The sequence below is a fragment of the Neisseria montereyensis genome (assembly GCF_024834045.1).
In the GTDB taxonomy this organism is placed as follows: Bacteria; Pseudomonadota; Gammaproteobacteria; order Burkholderiales; family Neisseriaceae; genus Neisseria; species Neisseria montereyensis.
The window spans coordinates 40,495-60,546 of sequence record NZ_JANUXW010000011.1 but is presented as its reverse complement, the minus strand read 5'-3'; the positions used below and the strand labels follow the sequence as shown (position 1 = coordinate 60,546).

Below are 20,052 nucleotides of genomic sequence, written 5' to 3'. Positions count from 1 at the left end.
GGTACTACAATCATGACAGATGTAGTTTGAAATTGAAAAAGCTGAGTCCCGTAGCATACAGAACCCAGCTCGAAAAGGCAGCCTGAAAAGGCTTTTATGTTTGTCCAAGATTTGGGGGTCAGATCACCTTTCAGACGGCCTTTAATATCCTATTCAATCTTATTGAATCATTTAAGCAGCGCATCGGGCCTGAGCGGCTTTGAATACTTCATCGAGTTTTTTCTCGGTAACTTCGCCCAGCACAGCTTGTTTATAACCACACTTCGGCGCTTCGACCACAGTGAAAGGCAGTGCGCCGATGGTATTGCCGACTGATTTCATAAAGGCACGGCTATCCGAGCCGCTATAACGCCAAATTGGGTAGCTAACCGGGGTTTGTTTGAGGAATTGCCCGATTTTGTCGGTAGAATCCAGCGCGATGCCGACCATATCGACACTGCCTTTTTTCTGCTTACGATACCATGTTGACATGGCGGGCATTTCTTTGCGGCAGGGGGCGCACCATGTCGCCCATAAATTGATAACGCGTACGGGGGCTTTTAATGAAGCGGTGCTTTTCGGGGTGGTGCTGTTCCAATTTTGCAAGTCGCTTGTGGCGGCATAAGCGCCGGTGCTGAAAACAGCTGCGATAAAAAAGACGGGTAAGGCTTTCATTTTATATTCTTTCTTGTTAACCGCTTTGAAACAATAAGGGTTTATCGCGGTTTTACAACATAATTTAATGGATAGGTTGTGTTTGAAATTTCGATTTTTTATTTTTTCAGACGGCCTGTATGGGGTTTTCGGGCGGTTGTCAGGTTATAGATTTTTAACATTGGCGTAATTGCCTGATATGGCAAGACAAAATGTAAAGATTGGTTTACAATCAAGCAAAACAGATCAATTTTCAGGAACCGCCATGTCGAAAATCGTTATACTCTACCACAATAACCGTTGTAGCAAATCGCGTGCCGCGCTTGCATTGTTGCAGGTTCGCGGTGTGAAAACTCAAGTGGTGAATTATCTTGACGTTCCGCCCACTTTTGAGGAATTGAAAAGTGTTTTTACCAAACTCGGTGCCGATTCGCCACGCAGTATGATGCGGGTTAAAGACGCATTATATCGCGAACTGGGATTGGATAACCCCGAATTGAGTGACGATGATTTATTGAAAGCCATTGCCGAACATCCCGCTTTGCTCGAACGCCCGATTGCCGTTGTCGGCGACAAAGCCGCCGTCGGCAGGCCGTTGGAAAACATTGAAGCATTGTTGTAAACATTTTGTTACTTTACCAAACTTAAGGCCGCTACAAACGCCGAAATATGAGTTCCCGGATTTACCGAAGCCGAAACGGCTTGCGCTATCACCTTTTGAACGGCTTGTTATTGAGCCTTTTGCTGGTGGTGTTTACTTTTTCCTGCTGCGTGTGGTTGGTATACCGCACGGGCAACGAAACGCTGCCTGCCGATGTGCATGCCGATGCGGCGGTGGTGTTGGGGGCGGCTGCGTGGGACAAACGCCCTTCGCCGGTTTTTCAAGAGCGTATTAACCATGCGATTACCCTTTATCAAAGCGGGCGGGTCGATAAACTGGTGTTTACCGGCGGTACCCCGAAAAAAGGGTTTATGACCGAAGCGGAAGTCGGGCGGCGCTATGCCATGAAGCAGGGTGTGCCGCCGAATAATATTTTGTTTGAAAACACTTCGCGCAATACTTATGAAAATTTATTCAATATACGCCCCCTGTTGCGCGCCAACGATATTCACACCATTATCATCGTTAGCGATCCCTACCATACTGCACGGGCGGCGGTAATTGCTAAAGATTTGGGGATGGATGCAAAAACTTCCGGTACGCCGACCAGCCGTTATACCCAAGCCCAAAAGAAAACCAAGTTTTTGCTTCAGGAAAGTTATGCTTTGTTTATTTATTATTTTGAAAGCTGGGGCAACAGCATATTGGCCTTTTTCGGGCAGAGATAAAACCTAAGGGTATATATATACTACAGGCCGTCTGAAAACGGTTTCAGACGGCCTGATAAGCTTTAAATACAATATGATTGAATATTCCGACAGGGTACGCTGTGCGTGCCTGATTTTTTTATCACAACTATAAAATGGAAGCGTTTTAATGGCTGAACAGTCTAATAAATTTTACTCACTTTTTTTCTCGGTATTTTTCCTATTTGCAGGGTTCGGTTTGTTTCTGAACTCGGCCGGTGTGGAATTGGCGCAGATGGGGGTAAACAATACCGCTATCGGTATATTAAATGCCGCCTTTTTTGTCGGTGCGACATTGAGTGCCGTGGTTGCACACCGTGTTGTTTCCGGTGTCGGCCATATCCGTGGTTTCAGCGTATTTGGCGCTTTGTTTGCCATATCCGCACTCGGCCACACCATGACCGATAATTTATGGGTATGGGGTGTATTGCGGGTGTTGCTCGGCTTCTGTTATTACAGCCTGCTGATGATTGTCGAAAGCTGGCTGGTAGAGCGAAGTGCCGCCGTGGCGCGTGCCAAAACATTGGCGCTTTACAATGTGGTTTACTATATTTCGTTTACCGCCGGTATCGGCCTATTGAGTTTGAAACTTTCCAGCCATGATATTTTTACCATGGCGGCCATTATGGTGATGATGGCGATGTTGCCGGTCACCATGACTGGCTCAAAAGCACCCGAACAACCGCCGCATCAGCGCATCAGCCTGCCGCGCCTATTTGCGATTGCCCCTTTGGCCTTGGTCGGCAGTTTTGTGGCCGGCTTGCTAATGAACGGTTTTTTTACCATGACCTCGGTATTTTTATTGCAGCAACAGTTTAATGTGCGCCAGATTTCGTTTTATCTGATGATTGCCATGGCGTTGGGATTCGTTGTGCAATTGCCGGTTGCCCGTTTTTCCGACCGTTTCGGCCGCCGCACAGCTATCGGCGTTTGTTCTATGATTTCGGCAGTAGGCGCAGCAACCGGTATCGGATTAATGCTTGCAGGCATTCAGGCGATGTGGGTTCACTATGTGACCGCCGTGTTTTTCGGTATCGGCCTGTTTACCCTTTATGCCCTGAGTGTCGCCCGTGCCAACGACCAGATACCGCATGAAATGAGCACTGTAGAAGTGAGCCGCAGCCTATTGTTCAGCTATGGTATGGGATCGCTGTTGGCGCCCGTTATCTTGGGTTTAACCATGGACCAAACCGGGCGTTACGGGTTTTACGGTTATTTCACGGTTTTCGCATCCATATTGGCCGTTTTCGCCTGGCGTCAGCAGGCCGTACCGGAAGACCGCCGCAATGTGTATGTGAATATGCCGGCTACTGCAGCCGGGCCGGCAGTGGCCGATCTCGACCCGCGTAATGATTGTGGTGTGAACAAACCGTTTGATGAAGAAGAAGCCCAAGCATACGCCAATCAAATCGTGCAAGAAGAAGAAATCAAACCGGAACCCGAACCTACGGTTTGAAGTAGAGAAATATAATAGGATACCGTTTTGAGCATTACTAATGGTATCGGTATTTTCAAGTATAAAGGCCGTCTGAAAAAAAGAATTCAGACGGCCTTTGATGTATTTAAATCGACAGTATTTGCTTCTCATTATATTGAGCTGATTATTTTGCTTTTTAGTGTTTAGCCAACAACAAAACAAGCCGTCTGAAACCTTTCAGACGGCTTGTTCATTCAAACGTTCGGCTTCAATCAAACCACAATATTCACCAAGCGGCCGGGCACGACAATGATTTTCTTCGGCGTTTTGCCGTCCATAAATTTAATCGCGCCGTCGGTGGCCAGTGCGGCGGCTTCGACCGTGGCTTTGTCGGCATCGGCGGCAACGGTGATTTTGCCGCGCAGTTTGCCGTTTACCTGCACCATGATTTCGATTTCCGATTTCACCAACGCGGCTTCATCGGCTTGCGGCCAGCCGTTTTCCCATAAGGCGGTATCGGGGCGCAATGTGCTCCACAATGATTCGCAGATATGCGGCACAATCGGCCATAGCAATTGCGTTACCGTTTCCAATACTTCTTGGGCGACGGCGCGGCCTTGTTCGCTGCCGGTGTCGGTTTTGTCGTATTGGTTGAGCAATTCCATGATTGCGGCGATGGCGGTGTTGAATTGTTGGCGGCGGCCGTAATCGTCGCTTACCTTCACAATGGTGGCGTGCAGCTTGTGGCGCAATTCTTTGAGCCCTTTATCCAAACCGTCTTGGCTGCCTTGGAAGGCTTTTGCCGGTGCGCCGGCTTTAACGTATTCAAATACGGTGCGCCATAGGCGGCGCAGGAAGCGGTGTGCGCCTTCCACGCCGGCATCGCTCCATTCGAGCGACTGTTCGGGCGGCGAAGCAAACATCATAAACAGGCGGGCGGTGTCGGCGCCGTAGGCATCAATCAGCTCTTGCGGGTCAACGCCGTTGTTTTTCGATTTCGACATTTTTTCCACGCCGCCGATAATCACCGGTTGGCCGTCGGCACGCAATACTGCTGCAACGGGGCGGCCTTTTTCATCGGTTTGCACATCCACTTCGGCGGGGTTGAACCATTGTTTTTTGCCGCTTTCGGTTTCGCGGTAATAGGTGGCCTGTAATACCATGCCTTGCGTGAGCAGGCTGGCAAACGGTTCTTTCACGGGCACGATGTTTTCTTCATTCATCAGCTTGGTGAAGAAACGGGCATACAGCAGGTGTAGAATGGCATGTTCGATACCGCCGATATATTGGTCGGCCTGCTGCCAGTATTGCGCGGCTTCGGGGGCGACCATGCCGTCTGAAAACTGAGGCGACATATAGCGGAATTGATACCAGCTCGATTCCACAAACGTATCCATGGTATCGGTTTCGCGTTTGGCCGCACCGCCGCAGTTGGGGCAAGTGGTTTCATAAAATTCGGGCATTCTGGCCAATGGCGAGCCGCTGCCGTCGGGTACGACGTCTTCGGGCAGCACAACCGGCAGTTGGTCGGCGGGCACGGGCACATCGCCGCAGTGTTCGCAGTGGATAATCGGAATCGGGCAACCCCAATAGCGTTGGCGTGAGATGCCCCAATCGCGCAGGCGGTATTGGGTTTTCGGTTCGCCCGCACCCAATGATTGCAGTTTGGCGGCAATGGCATCAAAGGCCGTCTGAAAATCCATACCGTCGAATTCGCCGCTGGCGGTCAGTCGGCCGTTTTCTTTATCGCTATACCAATCCTGCCATTGCTCGGCATCAAACGGATTGTCGCCGACGGCAATCACCTGTTTAATCGGCAGGCCGAATGTGTGGGCGAATTCAAAATCGCGTTCATCGTGAGCGGGCACGGCCATAACCGCGCCGTCGCCATAACCCCATAAAACATAGTTGGCAATCCACACTTCCAATTTGTCGCCGTTGAGCGGGTTTACCACATAGCGGCCGGTCGGCACGCCTTTTTTCTCCATAGTCGCCATATCGGCTTCGGCCACGCTACCGGCTTTGCATTCGGCAATAAAGGTTTGCAAATCAGGGTTTTGCGCAGCCGCCGCAGTGGCCAACGGATGTTCGGCAGCCACGGCAACGTAGGTGGCGCCCATCAGGGTATCGGGGCGGGTGGTATAGACTTGCAGATATTCGCTGTCTTTGCCCGATAAACCTTGTTTGCTGTCGTCGGCAATGGCGAAGCGCACGGTCATGCCGCGCGATTTGCCTATCCAGTTGCGTTGCATGGTTTTGACTTGCTCGGGCCAGTTTAAGTCTTCCAAATCGGCCAACAGCTGTTCGGCGTAATCGGTGATTTTGAAGTAATACATCGGGATTTCGCGTTTTTCGATTACCGCGCCCGAACGCCAGCCGCGCCCGTCGATAACCTGCTCGTTCGCCAATACGGTTTGGTCGACCGGATCCCAGTTTACGGTGCCGTTTTTACGGTAAATCACGCCTTTTTCAAACAGTTTGGTGAATAAAAGCTGTTCCCAACGGTAATATTCGGGGGTACAGGTGGCCAATTCGCGTTCCCAGTCGAAAGCAAAACCGAGGCTTTTGAGCTGGTTGCGCATATAGGCGATGTTTTCATACGTCCATTTGGCGGGGGCGATTTTGCGGTCGATGGCGGCATTTTCGGCCGGCATGCCGAAGGCGTCCCAACCCATAGGCTGTAATACGTTGAAGCCGTTGAGCAGTTTGAAACGGCTTAATACGTCGCCGATGGTGTAGTTGCGGACATGCCCCATATGCAGCTTGCCGCTGGGGTAGGGAAACATGGAAAGGCAGTAGTATTTGGGTTTGGAATCGTCTTCGGCCACGTTGAAAATACGGGCGGCTTCCCATTTGGCTTGTGCTGCCGGTTCGACGGCGGATGGTTGGTATTGTTCTTGCATGATTTTTAGCAGCTTAAAAGTAAAGAAATAAAGCGGAATTATAGCAGTTTCGGGCGGGGATTCGGGGAAATGTATGCGGGTGCGGTTTTAGTGCGAACGGTGTTTGATGGCTGCGTTTGGCTTGCGGGGATCTCGGGCAGTCTGAAAAGCTTGGTATGCGTGTTGTGGTGCGGATTGCTTCGGGTTGGCAATCCGCACAATATAACTATCAAAATATTGATATTAAAATAATTTTTTCACTTCGGCTTCGATATCGTCGGCACGCATGAAGGTTTCGCCGATTAAGAAGGTGTGTACGCCGTGGCCGCGCATAAAGTCGATGTCGTCTTTATTGCGGATGCCGCTTTCGGTCACCACGGTTTTTCCGGGCAGTTCGGGCAGCAAATCCAAGGTTTGTTGCAGCGATACTTCAAAGGTGCGCAGGTTGCGGTTGTTTACGCCCCATAAAGGGGTTGTCATATTGCGGCATTTAGCGAGTTCGGAAGGGTCGTGCAATTCAAGCAATACCGTCATGCCCAATTCGTGTGCGACCTGTTCGAACCGTTCGAGCTGTTCCGCTTCTAGGGCGGCGGCAATCAGCAACACCGCATCTGCGCCCCATGCGCGCGCCTGATAAATCTGATATTCGTCAACCATAAAATCTTTGCGCAAAACAGGCAGCGAAACGGCGGCTTTTACTTGTTTCAGATAGTCGGGCGAGCCTTGAAAATAGTGTTCGTCGGTTAACACCGAAATACAGGCGGCACCGGCGCGGGCATAGGCTTCGGCAATCGCGGCCGGGTGAAAATCGGGGCGGATTAGGCCTTTAGACGGGCTGGCTTTTTTCACTTCCGCAATCACGGCGGGCAGGTTGTCGGCATGTTTGGCTTGAATGGCGGCAAAAAAGCCGCGTGCAGGCTCGGCGTCGGCGGCCTGTTGTTTGATTTGGTCGAGCGAAACGGCGGCTTTGGCAGCGGCGACTTCTTCGGCTTTGGTCGCCAGAATTTTATTTAAAATATCAGACATAATCGGCTTTCGTTAAACAAAGTGTTTCAGACGGCCTGAAACAGTTGCCGCCCATAAGGTTGAAGCGGCTTATTATACAAGCTGCGGGCGGGCAGATATAGTTTGCCGTGCTATCGGGTTGGATAAGATTAGGCCGTCTGAAACAACAGTATGGCTTTTCAGACGGCCTGATAACAATCGGCTAAAAACGGGGCAGCCGCCACGAAACGCGGTATGCCCACAAGCGCAGCAGATAACCGCCGACCAATAATAGGTTTAATGTGAGCGGGTTAATCCAGCTCAGGGTATCTAAAGCATAGATGGCCAGCCCGACAATAATCGATACCGTGCCGTAAAAATCTTGGCGCAAAATCATCGGAATATCGTTCACCAACGTATCGCGCACAATGCCGCCGCCCACTGCGGTAATAAAGCCGAGCAGCACCACGCCGAAGATATTCAAGTCCATCATCAGGCCGGCTTGGGCGCCGGTAATCGTAAACGCCACCAGCCCCAACGAGTCGGCCAATAGAAAAACCGCCGCCAATTCGCGCTTTTTGCTTTGTTGCAATTTAAACAGCCACGACAACAACAGCGTTACACCGATTACCCACCAAGCGGTATTGTGGGTAAACGCCAGCGGAATGCGGCCGATAATGGCATCACGGATAATGCCGCCGCCCACCGCCGTTAATATGGATGTAATCAATACCCCGAGCAGGTCAAGCCGTTTGCGGACACCCACCAGATAGCCCGACATGGCAAAAGCCGCCGTGCCTATCATGTGGATAATTTCGGTTGCATTCATAAAATAAAACGCTGTTAGGGGTGAAAATGAAGCCATTATAAAGGCATAAACGCTGTCGACTAGAGGTCAGTGGATTCGAATTTCAAGTGCAACACTCAGGCAGCAGTGTTTGAAGCAGGTTTAAGAATAAAACACTTGGTGTTTCATAGCCAAGTGTTTTTCTTGGCCGGTGGTTTAGTCCTCGTTGAACTTTGCGTATTTCCGAGTAGCTGATATTGGGGAAATCCGTCGCGTACTGGTCTTTTTCTGCTATTTAAAGGCTTCACTTCCAATCTAATTCGAACCTACTCGGGTTTTCTGACGGTTCAGATATTGTTTGACCGATAGCCATTCAATCACCTGCTTGGGCTTTAATAAAGGAAAGCGGTCGATGTGTTTGGTAATCATGGCTTTGTGTGGTTTGCTGAAAAATACTCATGAAAGAACCCTTAAATATCTTGATGAAGAATTTAAGTAGTTCTTGGGGTTTTAAAAATTTTTCAGTTATTTATGTAATTTTTTGACCATTAATTATTATTATATTATCATAATATTATTTAAAATAAATAAACTAACGTTATCACAATCTTTAAAATATTTGGAATAAATTTTCAAAAATGTTATTTTGCATCCTCTCAAGAAATTTATATGTTAGTTATATTGTTATCTTTGTGTTAATGGTATTTCCACTAACTTAATTTAGGCTATAGAAAGTTTAGTAAATGATGAAAATGCATGATTTAAATTATCTTTTTAGGCTCAATTCAATTTTTATTATTTGTCATTTAATTATTGAGTTTATATTGGTGTTTATTGTTGATTTTAAGCTTAATTTAATTGAAATACCTGGTGCTGTTTATTTGGAAAATAAGTCACTTTTCCCTGCCCAAACATTTAACTCTATAAGTATCACTATAATATTGGGAATTATTTTATTTCTTTTAAATGTATTTCCATATGCGAAAGTAGTTAAAAAATTTACTAAAAATACAAATATTATATTTTTTAATGATTTAGATAGTAATAAATATAAAATTCTTTATTGGTTTGGCTATAAAAATTTAAATTTATATAAAATGTTAGAACATATAAAAAAGCTTACTGTAACGTTAAAAATTATTACAGTACCTTTTTTCTTATATATGATTTTTTTATGGTTGTATTGGCTGCTTGGTTGGGATTTTATTGATTTTCCTATACCATATCTTTTACTTATAATGATTTCAAAGTTTAAGTTTTTTCTTTTTTTATTTAATATTTTGATGTTTCATTTAATAAGTGTATTTCTCCTAGGATGCCTAGCAAATATCTTTTTAGTAATTTATTCTTTTTTTCATAAAGATTTCATAGAGTAGTAAATAATCTTAAATTAATAGTTCAATAAATATAAAGGTAAAAAATTATGGCGAGTAATGGTTGTGGGTATATCAATCCAAGATGCTGGTAACAATACCTATAAGCGACATTGCCGTAACCGAACCCAATTTCCGTCAAGATGGTAATAACTTAATTTTATTCGGTTATAACGAAGGAGATTCGATTACCTTTCAAAACTTCTTCTCAGGTAGTTATTACGAAGTGGAGCAATTTGAATTTGAAGATCAAGTCTTATCTCAACTTGACTTTAATACACATCTTAATACTGAAAACAATATGACAAATTCTATGTCTGTATTCAGTTATGTAGATAATGCTGAGAAAGTTTCATCGTTACAATCAATAATTGGTTAGCTGCTTTAATATTTAGAAGAATATGCCTATCTAGAATTTTTTAGATAGGCATTTTTATATCTGAAAAACTAGGTCTTAAGCTGCGTGTGGTAACTGTTAATAAAATCAAATGATTTGACTATAAGTTAATTAAACTTATCAGTTAAGGTCAATATGTTACCGCATACTGGCTTTCTTCTATTATGGAAAGTTCCACTTCAAATTCGAATCTGCTACCGTTTGAAATATTTCTGCACCGATGCGGATACACGGCTATAATCGCCTACTTATTTCTACCGCATTCAGACGGCCTGAATGCTTCCACACAAAGAAAGTATCATGACCCAATATTCCCTATTTGCCACCTGCCCGCGCGGGTTGGAAACCGCACTATCCGACGAACTCACCGCACAAGGCTGCAAAGATATCCGGCCGACCGACGGCGGCGTATCCTGCAAAGGCACGCTGGAACAGGTTTACCGTATCAACCTGCATTCGCGCACCGCCAGCCGCGTGTTGCTGCAATTAACCAAAGGCAGCTACCGCGATGAAAAAGACATCTACACCCTCGCCCGCAATATTCGCTGGAGCCAATGGTTTAAACTCGAACAAACCTTTAAAGTGAAAGTGGAAGGCCGCCGCGCCCGCGTGAAGAGTTTGGATTTTGTCGGCCTGAAAATCAAAGATGCCGTGTGCGATGCGTTTCGCGAAACCCATCAGGCGCGCCCCGATGTGGCCAAAATCCGCCCCGATATCCGTATTCATGCGTTTGTGAGTGAAGACAGTGTGCGTATTTTTATCGACACCAGCGGCGAGGCCTTGTTTAAACGCGGTTATCGGCAAGACAGCGGCGAAGCCCCTTTGCGTGAAAACTTAGCCGCCGGATTATTGCTATTGGCCGGTTATGACGGCTCCCAACCGTTTCAAGACCCGTTTTGCGGCAGCGGCACCATCGCCATCGAAGCGGCATGGATTGCCACCGGCCGCGCGCCCGGCCTGATGCGCCGTTTCGGTTTTGAAAAGCTGCAAGGGTTTGATAAAGCTTTATGGACGGCTATCCGCCGCGAAGCCGAACAGCAGATTCGTTTTCAGACGGCCGCCCCCATCGAAGGCAGCGACAACGACCGCTATATGATCCGCACCGCCCAAACCAATGCGCAGGCGGCAGAAGTGGACGGCTTGATTCGCTGGCAGGTTTGCGATGCGCAAGCCGCCCGCCCGAATGGTGAAAACGGCATTATGATTGCCAATCCGCCTTATGGCGTGCGTTTGGCCGAAGTGCAGGCTCTGCAAGCCTTATATCCGCAACTGGGCACGTGGCTAAAACAGCATTATGCCGGCTGGCTGGTCGGCATGTTTACCGGCGACCGCGACATGCCCAAGCTGATGCGGCTGTCGCCCAAACGCAAAATCCCCCTTTACAACGGCAATATCGACTGCCGCCTGTTTTTGATGGATATGGTAAAAGGCTCGAACCGCTGATTAAGCCGGAAATCGGCGCATAAACGCCCTTTTCGCACCAGATGATTGTCAGACCTACACAAACTGGCTAAACTTCCCTTCAGGCCGTCTGAAAGATTCAGACGGCCTGAACTACACCGCTGTTGCAAACATTGCGCTTGCAGCCCTGCACGTCAGCGACATTGCGCCGCTGCAAACTTGAAAGAAAGACACGCCATGACCGTATCTCCTATTGCCCTGCGCCGGAAAACCGAGCGCAAACCGCATCCGACCGCCCGCTATTGGCGCAAATGCCAAGTGGAAGAACTGTTTGAACTGCCGTTTCTCGACTTGGTTTATCAGGCCGCCGAAGTCCACCGCCAACATTTCAATCCGCGCGAAATCCAATTGTCCACCCTGCTGTCTATCAAAACCGGCGGCTGCCCCGAAGATTGCGAATATTGCCCGCAATCGGCGCACTACAACACCGGCTTGGAAAAAGCCCGCATGATGGATGTGGAAGAAATCGTCGAGAAGGCCAAAATCGCCAAAGCACGCGGTGCCAGCCGTTTCTGTATGGGCGCGGCATGGCGCGGCCCCAAACCCAAAGATGTCGAAACCGTATCCGAAATCATCAAGGCCGTTAAAGGCTTGGGCTTGGAAACCTGCGGCACCTTCGGCATGCTCGAAAACGGCATGGCCGAAGACTTAAAACAAGCCGGCCTCGATTACTATAACCACAACCTCGACACCGACCCCGAACGCTACAACGACATTATCCACACCCGCCAACACGAAGACCGCATGGATACATTAGGCAAAGTACGCAGCGCCGGTTTGAAAGTATGTTGCGGCGGTATTGTCGGCATGAACGAAACCCGCCCCGAACGCGCCGGCCTGATTGCCAGCTTGGCGAATCTCGACCCGCAGCCCGAAAGCGTGCCCATCAACCAATTGGTGAAAGTGGAAGGCACGCCGTTGGCCGATGCCGAAGAATTGGACTGGACGGAATTCGTGCGCACCATCGCCGTTGCCCGCATCACCATGCCGCAAAGCTATGTACGCCTTTCCGCAGGCCGCAGCGACATGCCCGAAGCCATGCAGGCCATGTGTTTTATGGCCGGCGCCAATTCGATTTTCTACGGCGACAAACTGCTGACCACCGAAAACCCCGAAGAAGACGGCGACCGTATCTTGATGGAAAAACTGGATTTGTATCCGTTGCGGTATGAAGCCGAAAGCTGATATTGGTATACAAGTTTATGTGCAAAGATTGTTGACAAAGATTATTTGCATTTTTTGTACGTTAAGTTTAAAATTAAACTTAATAATGCCCTTAGCAGTAAGCCTTTCAATCTATCCTGAAAGTGCCGAACCTTTGGGCTTTTTCTTTGACCCAAAGGTATGATTATGCGGACAGCCATTCTAATTGACGGTGCATTTTTTATTAAACGCATCCGTCATTTTGAAAAACACAATGCTTATAATGCCCAACGCATTTCTGATTTAGCATTTGATTTATCGTTGCTTCATCTTTCGCAAAAAATAAACGGTACCAAACAACACGACAGTCTCTATCGGATTTTCTTTTACGATTGTGCGCCGCTTGAAAAGAAAATGCACAATCCTATTTCTAACCTATCAATTGATTTTTCTAGATCTGATGAAGCTGTTTTCCGCCGAGAGCTTCATAAAGAACTCATTAAAAAAAGAAAACTGGCCTTGCGGTTGGGTAAATTATCGGATCAGCTGGCTCATTGGCGTTTAAAGCCCGATATCATGAGTAGGCTGCTTAAAGGCCAAATAGAACGGAGTGATATCACGGAAAACGATGTCGTTATCAATGTGAAACAAAAAGGTGTGGATATGCGTATTGCGTTGGATATCGCTTCCATCACTTTAAAAAAACAGGCCGACCGTATTGTATTGATTTCAGGGGATTCCGATTTCGTACCTGCCGCCAAACTGGCCAGACGTGAGGGTATTGATTTTATTTTAGATCCGATGTGGCAGAATATTCCCGAAGATTTATTCGAACACATTGACGGTTTGAAAAGTACATATATTCGCCCCTAAAAAATAATGATTGAAAATACTTGGCCGTCTGAAAAACCCTTTTCAGACGGCCTCATCTATTCCCCCTTTTGCTACAATACCGTTTCTTTTTGCAATACAAAGGCCGTCTGAAATGACCAAACCCGCCGTTTCACCGATGATGCAGCAATATCTCGACATCAAAGCGCACCATACCGACAAGCTGGTGTTTTACCGCATGGGCGACTTTTACGAGCTGTTTCTGGATGATGCCGTCGAAGCGGCCAAATTGCTCGACATCACCCTCACCACGCGCGGGCAGCTAAACGGCGAACCCATTAAAATGGCCGGTGTGCCGTTTCATGCTGCCGAGCAGTATTTGGCGCGGCTGGTGAAAATGGGCAAAAGCGTCGCTATTTGCGAGCAAACCGGTGAAGTGGGTGCCGGTAAAGGGCCGGTAGAGCGCAAGGTCGTGCGCATTGTAACGCCCGGCACCCTAACCGACAGCGCCTTTTTAGAAGACAAAGAAACCAACCGCATTGTGGCCGTGAGCGACGGCAAAAAACACATCGGGCTGGCGTGGGCATCGCTACAAAGCGGCGAGTTTAAAGTTAAAATCACCACTGCCGACAAATTGCCCGACGAGCTGGCGCGTTTGCAGGCCGCCGAAATCCTGCTGCCCGACAGCAAAACCGCCCCGCAGATTCAGGGTGCCAATATCACACGGCTCAACCATTGGCAGTTTGCCTCCGATACCGCCGCCAAACTGCTCACCGATTACTTCGGCAGCCAAGACCTGCTCGGCTTCGGTTTAAACCCCGACGAACATGCCGCCGCCATCGGTGCGGCCGGAGCGCTGCTCAACTATATCCGCCTCACTCAAAACCATCTGCCGCAACACCTCGACGGCCTATCGCTGGAAACCGACCACCAATATATCGGCATGGATGCCGCCACCCGCCGCAACCTTGAAATCACCCAGACCCTCACCGGCAAAAAAGCGCCGACGCTGTTTTCAGTATTGGACGAATGCGCCACCCACATGGGCAGCCGCCTGTTGGCTTTATGGTTGCACCACCCTTTACGCAGCCGCCAACATATTCAGGCGCGGCAGCAGGCGGTTCAGGAATTACAAGACCATCATGCCGATTTACAGGGCCGTCTGAAAACCATTGCTGATATCGAACGCATTGCCGCGCGGATTGCCGTCGGCAATGCCCGCCCGCGCGATTTGGCATCGTTGCGCGACAGTTTGTTTGTGTTGGCCGAAATCAAGCTGCCCGAAACCGGCGGCAGCCTATTGCAAACCCTGCAAAATATCTTTCCCGAAACCCTGCCGCTGGCCGAAAAGCTTAAAGCCGCCATTCTGCCCGAGCCTGCCGTATGGCTGCGCGACGGCGGCGTGATGAATCAGGGCTTCAATGCCGAATTGGACGAATTGCGCCATATTCAAACCCACGGCGATGAATTTTTATTGGCACTCGAAGCACGCGAACGCGAACGCACCGGCCTATCCACCTTAAAAGTGGAATTCAACCGCGTACACGGTTTTTATATCGAGTTATCGAAAATACAGGCCGAACAGGCGCCCGACGACTACCAACGCCGCCAAACCCTGAAAAATACCGAGCGCTTTATTACGCCCGAATTGAAAACCTTTGAAGAAAAAGTGCTCACTGCCCAAGAGCAGGCGCTGGCGTTGGAGAAACAATTATACGAAGCGCTATTGGCCGATCTTCAGACGGCCTTGCCGCAATTGCAAAAAGCCGCCAAAGCCGCCGCATCGCTGGACGTATTGGCCACGTTTGCCAAACAGGCGCAAGAGCGCGCTTATGCCTGCCCCGTGTTTACCGATTATCCCCTTATCGACATCGGCAACGGCCGCCATCCCGTTGTCGAGCAGCAGGTTCGCCATTTTACCGCCAACCATACCTTGCTCGACCACAAACAGCGGCTGATGCTGCTCACCGGCCCCAATATGGGCGGTAAATCTACTTATATGCGGCAGGTCGCGCTGATTGTTTTGCTGGCGCACACCGGCGCGTTTGTGCCGGCCGATTATGCCAAAATCGGGCCTATCGACCAGATTTTCACCCGTATCGGCGCATCCGATGATTTGGCCGGCAACCGTTCCACCTTTATGGTCGAAATGAGCGAAACGGCGTATATCCTCCACCATGCTACCGAGCAATCGTTGGTTTTGATGGACGAAGTCGGCCGCGGCACCTCCACTTTCGACGGGTTGGCGCTGGCGCAGGCCATTGCCGAACACCTGATACAGAAAAACAAATCGTTCAGCCTGTTTGCCACCCATTACTTCGAGCTGACCCGTTTGCCCGAAGCCCACGCCGGCGCTATAAATATGCACTTATCGGCCTTGGAAGAAGGGCGCGATATTGTGTTTCTGCACCATATCGAACCCGGCCCGGCCAGCAAAAGCTATGGTATTGCCGTTGCCAAACTGGCCGGCATCCCTGCCCGCGCACTCAAAGCCGCTTATAAACATTTGGGCGAACTCGAAGCCCAAGCCGCCGCCAACCGCCCGCAATTGGATATCTTCGCCATGCAGCCGTCTGAAAATGAAGATAGCGATTTTGATATTACCGAAGAAGAAACCGCCGAACCCAATCCGGCACTGGAAGCTTTGGCTGCTATCCATCCCGACGAACTGACACCGCGCGAAGCTTTAGATTGGGTGTATCGTTTGAAGAAATTGCTTGAAGACAATGGCGATAAACAATAGATATGGTTGATTGATTCAGACGGCCTAATATTTTTATAAGGCCGTCTGAATAAAAAACGGACGGATATATGATTATCCGTCCGCTTTTTATTTGCGTATCGAAATATTAAGAAATCCGCTCGATTTTGGCGCCTACTTTACCCAATTTGGTTTCGATGTGTTCGTAACCGCGGTCGAGGTGGTAGATGCGCTCGACAATGGTTTCCCCGTCGGCTACCAAGCCGGCCATTACTAAGCTGGCGGATGCGCGTAAATCGGTGGCCATAACGGTTGCACCGGAAAGTTTGTCGACGCCTTTTACAATGGCGGTATTGCCTTCGGCGGAAATATCCGCGCCCATGCGGTTTAATTCGGGCACATGCATAAAACGGTTTTCAAAAATGGTTTCCACCACTTTGCCGGTTCCTTCGGCAACGGCATTCATTGCCATAAATTGCGCCTGCATATCGGTTGGGAAACCGGGATGCGGCACGGTGCGGATATCGACGGCTTTCGGGCGTTGCTGCATATCAATGGCAATCCAGTCGTCGCCCGCTTCGATAATGGCGCCGGCTTCCACCAGTTTGTCGAGGATGACTTCCATAGTTTTCGGGGCGGCATGGCGCAATACCACTTTGCCGCCGGTCATGGCAACGGCGCATAGGAAGGTTCCGGCTTCGATGCGGTCGGGTACGACGCTGTGTTCGCAGCCGTGCAGCTCGGAAACGCCTTCTACGGTCATTACCGATGTGCCGATACCGCTGATTTTGGCACCCATTTTCACCAGACATTCGGCCAAATCTACTATTTCAGGCTCAATGGCGCAGTTTTCCAAAATGGTGGTGCCTTCTGCCAGAGTGGCGGCCATTAATAGGTTTTCGGTACCGCCGACGGTAACGACATCCATCACCACGCGCGCGCCTTTCAGACGGCCTTTGGCTTTAACATAACCGTGCTCGATGGTGATTTCGGCGCCCATGGTTTCCAAACCTTTGAGGTGTTGGTCGACAGGGCGGGAACCGATGGCACAACCGCCCGGCAGGCTGACTTGGGCTTCGCCGAAGCGTGCCAAGGTGGGGCCGAGCACCAAAATCGAAGCGCGCATGGTTTTCACCAATTCGTAGGGGGCAACGGTGTTGTTGACCGTGCCGCCGTTGATTTCAAATTCGTGAATATTGTCGGTTAATACGCGTGCGCCCATGCCTTGCAATAGTTTTTGGGTGGTTTTTACATCGCGCAGCATCGGCACGTTTTTCAGGCGTAGGGTTTCCGAAGTCAGCAGGCCGGCACACATCAGCGGTAAGGCGGCATTTTTGGCACCTGAGATGATAATTTCCCCGTTTAAAGGGCCGTTGGCGGAAATTTTGAGTTTGTCCACGATGGTTCTTTCGGTAGTAAAACAGGCGTTTCAGACGGCCTGTATGGTTATGTTTTGAATATGGCGGGATAACCGGAAAATATCGATTTGCATTGTATATAGGCCGTCTGAAAACGGCCGTACGATTCGGCACTGCCTGATAATCGGATTCGGGCGCAGGCCGTTTATTCCGGCGCGGTGTTTCTGTTTTTCGGTTCGATAAATACGCGATTATAAAGGATTTTAAAAAGAGCCGTTAGTGCTGTGAAATAAACGGTATCAGGCCGTCTGAAACGGTTTCAGACGGCCTGATAAAAGATGGGAATATTGAGTTAGTTGTTACATAAGGTTTAAATCGCTGATACGGTCGTATAAGCGTTCGGGGTTGTCGCCCTCTTCATGTAATTGGATGCGCAGGCGCAAGTCGTTGGCCGAATCGGCTTGGCGTAGTGCTTCGTCGTATTCGATTTGGTCTTTAACATAAAGGTCGAACAGGTGTTGGTCGAAAGTCTGCATGCCTTCGCCGACGGAACGTACCATCTGTTCTTTGATATCCATTAAGTCGCCTTTGAAAATCAAATCTTGAACGGCGGGGGTATTGAGTAAAAGGTCGATAACGGCGGTGCGTTGGTTGCGGCCTTTTTTCACGACTAAGCGCTGGCCGATAATGGCGGTCACGTTTAGGGCCAAATCCATCAATACTTGCGGCTGCCGTTCTTCCGGATAGAAGTTGATAATCCGTTCGATGGTTTGCACGGCATTATTGGCGTGAATGGTAAATACGCACAAGTGGCCGGTTTGGGCAAGCTGAAGGGCGTATTCCATACTGTTTTCGCTACGCACCTCACCGATACACACCACATCGGGCGCCTGCCGCATGGCACTTTGTACCGCCAGTTTCCAATCGGCGGTGTCGATGCCGACTTCGCGCTGGGTAATAATACAGCGGCGGGGTTGGTAGAGGTATTCGATCGGGTCTTCGATGGTAACGATATGGCCGGGCACTTTCTGATTGCGGTGATCAATCATGGCCGCCATCGAAGTGGATTTACCCGAACCGGTCGGGCCGGCCAGAATCAATAGGCCGCGGCGGGTTAAGGCCAGCTCTTTCAGTTTCGGCGGTAGGGCAAGTTCTTCGACACTGGGCACACGTTGGTTAATACGGCGCAACACCATGCCGGGGCGGCCTTGTTCATGGTAGGCGTTGACACGGTAGCGGGTATTGCTGCGCGATTGCACCGAATAGTTGAGTTCCAAATCACGGTTGAACGCTTCGCGCTGTTCGTCGTTCATGGTCGATTCGGTAATCGCGGCGGTATCGGCACCGCTCAAGGCTTTGTGCGGCATGGGGGTGAGTACGCCGTTGATTTTCATCGACGGGGGAAAGCCGGCGCTAATAAAAATATCGGATGCGCTGCGTTGTTCGGCTTCCTGACACATGCGGTCAAGCAGGGGGTGCAGCTGGGTGCCGATTTCGGCGGGGGTAGGGATATGCGGCGGTTGGTTTTTCTGCGAATAAGCCTGAACCATTTCCGTTAGCAGATTGTGCAGTTGGTTGGACTCGCTCATGATGTTTTACCCTTATCTGTGTTATGTTGGTTTGATTAGACAATCATATCGGCACTTTGCGCTTTGCTACGGGCTACTTCGTGGCTGATAACGCCTTGGCGGACCAGTGCCTGTAAAGATTGGTCGAGGGTTTGCATACCGTGCGCTTGGCCGGTTTGCAGTGCCGAATTGATTTGGGCGATTTTGTTTTCGCGAATCAGGTTGCGCACGGCAGGCGTGGAAACCAAAATTTCATGTGCGGCAACCCGGCCGTTGCCGTCGCGGGTTTTTAGCAGGGTTTGCGAAATCACCGCGCGTAGCGATTCGGAAAGCATGGAGCGCACCATTTCTTTTTCGCCGGCAGGGAAGACGTCGACAATACGGTCAACGGTTTTGGCGGCGCCGGTGGTGTGCAGGGTGCCGAAAACCAAGTGGCCGGTTTCGGCAGCGGTCAGTGCCAAGCCGATGGTTTCGGGATCGCGCATCTCGCCGACCAGAATCACATCGGGGTCTTCACGCAGTGCCGATTTTAAGGCGTTGGCAAAGCTGTGGGTGTGTTGGTGCAGCTCGCGCTGGTTAATCAGGGCTTTTTTACTTTGGTGCACAAACTCGATAGGGTCTTCGATGGTCAGAATATGGCAAGGTTGGTTATCGTTGATATAGTTGATCATGGCCGCCAGCGTGGTAGATTTACCCGAACCGGTCGGGCCGGTAACCAAAACCAAGCCGCGCGGGTTGTCGGAAATTTTTTGGAAAATACGCGGGGCTTTCAAATCTTCGAGAGTCAGCACGGTGCTGGGAATGGTACGGAATACCGCTGCCGGGCCGCGGTTGGTCATAAAGGCGTTGACACGGAAACGGGCCACATTGGGCAATTCAAACGAGAAATCCACTTCCATATTTTGTTGGTAGATTTTACGTTGGTAGTCGTTCATCACGGAGGTAACCATATTGCCGACCTCTTCGCTGCTCATTTCGGGCAGGTTGATGCGGCGTACATCGCCGTGAACACGGATCATCGGGGGTAAATCTGAGCTTAAATGGAGGTCGGAGGCTTTGTTTTTCACGCCGAATGCGAGTAAGTCGGTAATTTGCATAATGTGGCCTTACTTTTTAAGTTAAAATTTTTATTAAGTGAACGTTTTTGCCGCCGGTTGGTTGTCCAACGGC

At 49.5% G+C, this 20,052-nt stretch carries 18 protein-coding genes and 2 pseudogenes; 11 read left to right on the top strand and 9 right to left on the bottom strand.

Annotated elements, in window-relative coordinates; genetic code table 11:
* Positions 1-86 (top strand): IS3 family transposase (locus NXS09_RS10830; protein WP_353617947.1); only part of this gene is annotated, 86 nt, incomplete at its 5' end.
* 85 nt (positions 87-171) lie between these two features.
* On the opposite strand, the gene NXS09_RS09910 is transcribed toward NXS09_RS10830, so the two are convergent.
* On the bottom strand, positions 172-654 hold the full coding sequence (locus NXS09_RS09910; RefSeq protein ID WP_259292356.1) for a TlpA disulfide reductase family protein: 483 nt from the start codon (positions 652-654) through the stop codon (positions 172-174).
* 244 nt (positions 655-898) lie between these two features.
* Between NXS09_RS09910 and arsC the strand changes: the two genes are divergently transcribed.
* The 4 genes from arsC to NXS09_RS09890 all read left to right on the top strand — a co-directional run bounded on the left by arsC (position 899) and on the right by NXS09_RS09890 (position 3,604).
* Entirely contained in the window at positions 899-1,255 is a 357-nt protein-coding gene (gene arsC / locus NXS09_RS09905) for an arsenate reductase (glutaredoxin) (RefSeq protein WP_259292355.1), read from the top strand.
* A 47-nt stretch (positions 1,256-1,302) separates the two neighbouring features.
* The gene (locus NXS09_RS09900) at positions 1,303-1,962 is read left to right on the top strand and encodes a YdcF family protein (RefSeq protein ID WP_259292354.1); all 660 of its coding nucleotides are present in this window, start codon (positions 1,303-1,305) and stop codon (positions 1,960-1,962) included.
* Between the two features lie 148 nt (positions 1,963-2,110).
* Positions 2,111-3,436: an MFS transporter gene (locus tag NXS09_RS09895; protein ID WP_259292353.1), complete on the top strand. Its 1,326-nt coding sequence runs from the start codon at positions 2,111-2,113 to the stop codon at positions 3,434-3,436.
* Between the two features lie 27 nt (positions 3,437-3,463).
* Entirely contained in the window at positions 3,464-3,604 is a 141-nt protein-coding gene (locus NXS09_RS09890) for a hypothetical protein (RefSeq protein WP_259292352.1), read from the top strand.
* Positions 3,605-3,669: 65 nt separating this feature from the next.
* Here NXS09_RS09890 and leuS read toward each other — a convergent pair whose 3' ends face one another.
* The 5 genes and pseudogenes from leuS to NXS09_RS09865 all read right to left on the bottom strand — a co-directional run.
* Positions 3,670-6,300: a leucine--tRNA ligase gene (leuS, locus tag NXS09_RS09885; RefSeq protein WP_259292351.1), complete on the bottom strand. Its 2,631-nt coding sequence runs from the start codon at positions 6,298-6,300 to the stop codon at positions 3,670-3,672.
* A gap of 222 nt (positions 6,301-6,522) precedes the next feature.
* Entirely contained in the window at positions 6,523-7,305 is a 783-nt protein-coding gene (trpC, locus tag NXS09_RS09880; RefSeq protein ID WP_259292350.1) for an indole-3-glycerol phosphate synthase TrpC, read from the bottom strand.
* 181 nt (positions 7,306-7,486) lie between these two features.
* Positions 7,487-8,092 (bottom strand): trimeric intracellular cation channel family protein, encoded by a 606-nt coding sequence (locus NXS09_RS09875; protein WP_259292349.1) that lies wholly within the window; start codon positions 8,090-8,092, stop codon positions 7,487-7,489.
* An 82-nt stretch (positions 8,093-8,174) separates the two neighbouring features.
* A pseudogene (locus NXS09_RS09870) lies at positions 8,175-8,321 on the bottom strand (IS30 family transposase); the annotation flags it as partial.
* Positions 8,322-8,380: 59 nt separating this feature from the next.
* Positions 8,381-8,479, bottom strand: a pseudogene (locus NXS09_RS09865) (IS5/IS1182 family transposase); the annotation flags it as partial.
* Positions 8,480-8,793: 314 nt separating this feature from the next.
* Here NXS09_RS09865 and NXS09_RS09860 point away from each other — a divergent pair.
* From NXS09_RS09860 to mutS, 6 genes are all read left to right on the top strand, one after another.
* Positions 8,794-9,426 carry a hypothetical protein gene (locus NXS09_RS09860; protein ID WP_259292348.1) on the top strand — a complete coding sequence of 211 codons (633 nt, stop codon included), beginning with the start codon at positions 8,794-8,796 and terminating at the stop codon, positions 9,424-9,426.
* Positions 9,427-9,508: 82 nt separating this feature from the next.
* A complete protein-coding gene (locus tag NXS09_RS09855; RefSeq protein ID WP_259292347.1) occupies positions 9,509-9,802 on the top strand; it encodes a calcium-binding protein in 294 nt (97 codons plus the stop codon).
* 315 nt (positions 9,803-10,117) lie between these two features.
* Positions 10,118-11,263 (top strand): THUMP domain-containing class I SAM-dependent RNA methyltransferase, encoded by a 1,146-nt coding sequence (locus NXS09_RS09850; RefSeq protein WP_259292361.1) that lies wholly within the window; start codon positions 10,118-10,120, stop codon positions 11,261-11,263.
* Between the two features lie 195 nt (positions 11,264-11,458).
* Positions 11,459-12,466: a biotin synthase BioB gene (gene bioB / locus NXS09_RS09845; RefSeq protein ID WP_259292346.1), complete on the top strand. Its 1,008-nt coding sequence runs from the start codon at positions 11,459-11,461 to the stop codon at positions 12,464-12,466.
* Between the two features lie 165 nt (positions 12,467-12,631).
* Positions 12,632-13,297: an NYN domain-containing protein gene (locus NXS09_RS09840; protein ID WP_259292345.1), complete on the top strand. Its 666-nt coding sequence runs from the start codon at positions 12,632-12,634 to the stop codon at positions 13,295-13,297.
* Positions 13,298-13,409: 112 nt separating this feature from the next.
* Positions 13,410-15,998, top strand: coding sequence for a DNA mismatch repair protein MutS (gene mutS, locus NXS09_RS09835; protein ID WP_259292344.1), 2,589 nt, complete (start codon positions 13,410-13,412; stop codon positions 15,996-15,998).
* A 106-nt stretch (positions 15,999-16,104) separates the two neighbouring features.
* Here the strand turns inward: mutS and murA are convergent, their stop codons facing one another.
* The 3 genes from murA to NXS09_RS09820 form a co-directional block, all read right to left on the bottom strand.
* Complete coding sequence (gene murA, locus NXS09_RS09830; RefSeq protein WP_259292343.1) at positions 16,105-17,355, bottom strand: UDP-N-acetylglucosamine 1-carboxyvinyltransferase; 1,251 nt, start codon at positions 17,353-17,355, stop codon at positions 16,105-16,107.
* Positions 17,356-17,673: 318 nt separating this feature from the next.
* The gene (locus tag NXS09_RS09825) at positions 17,674-18,903 is read right to left on the bottom strand and encodes a PilT/PilU family type 4a pilus ATPase (RefSeq protein WP_259292342.1); all 1,230 of its coding nucleotides are present in this window, start codon (positions 18,901-18,903) and stop codon (positions 17,674-17,676) included.
* Positions 18,904-18,938: 35 nt separating this feature from the next.
* Positions 18,939-19,979, bottom strand: a complete 1,041-nt coding sequence (locus NXS09_RS09820) for a type IV pilus twitching motility protein PilT (RefSeq protein WP_259292341.1) — start codon at positions 19,977-19,979, stop codon at positions 18,939-18,941.
* Positions 19,980-20,052 lie beyond the last annotated feature (73 nt).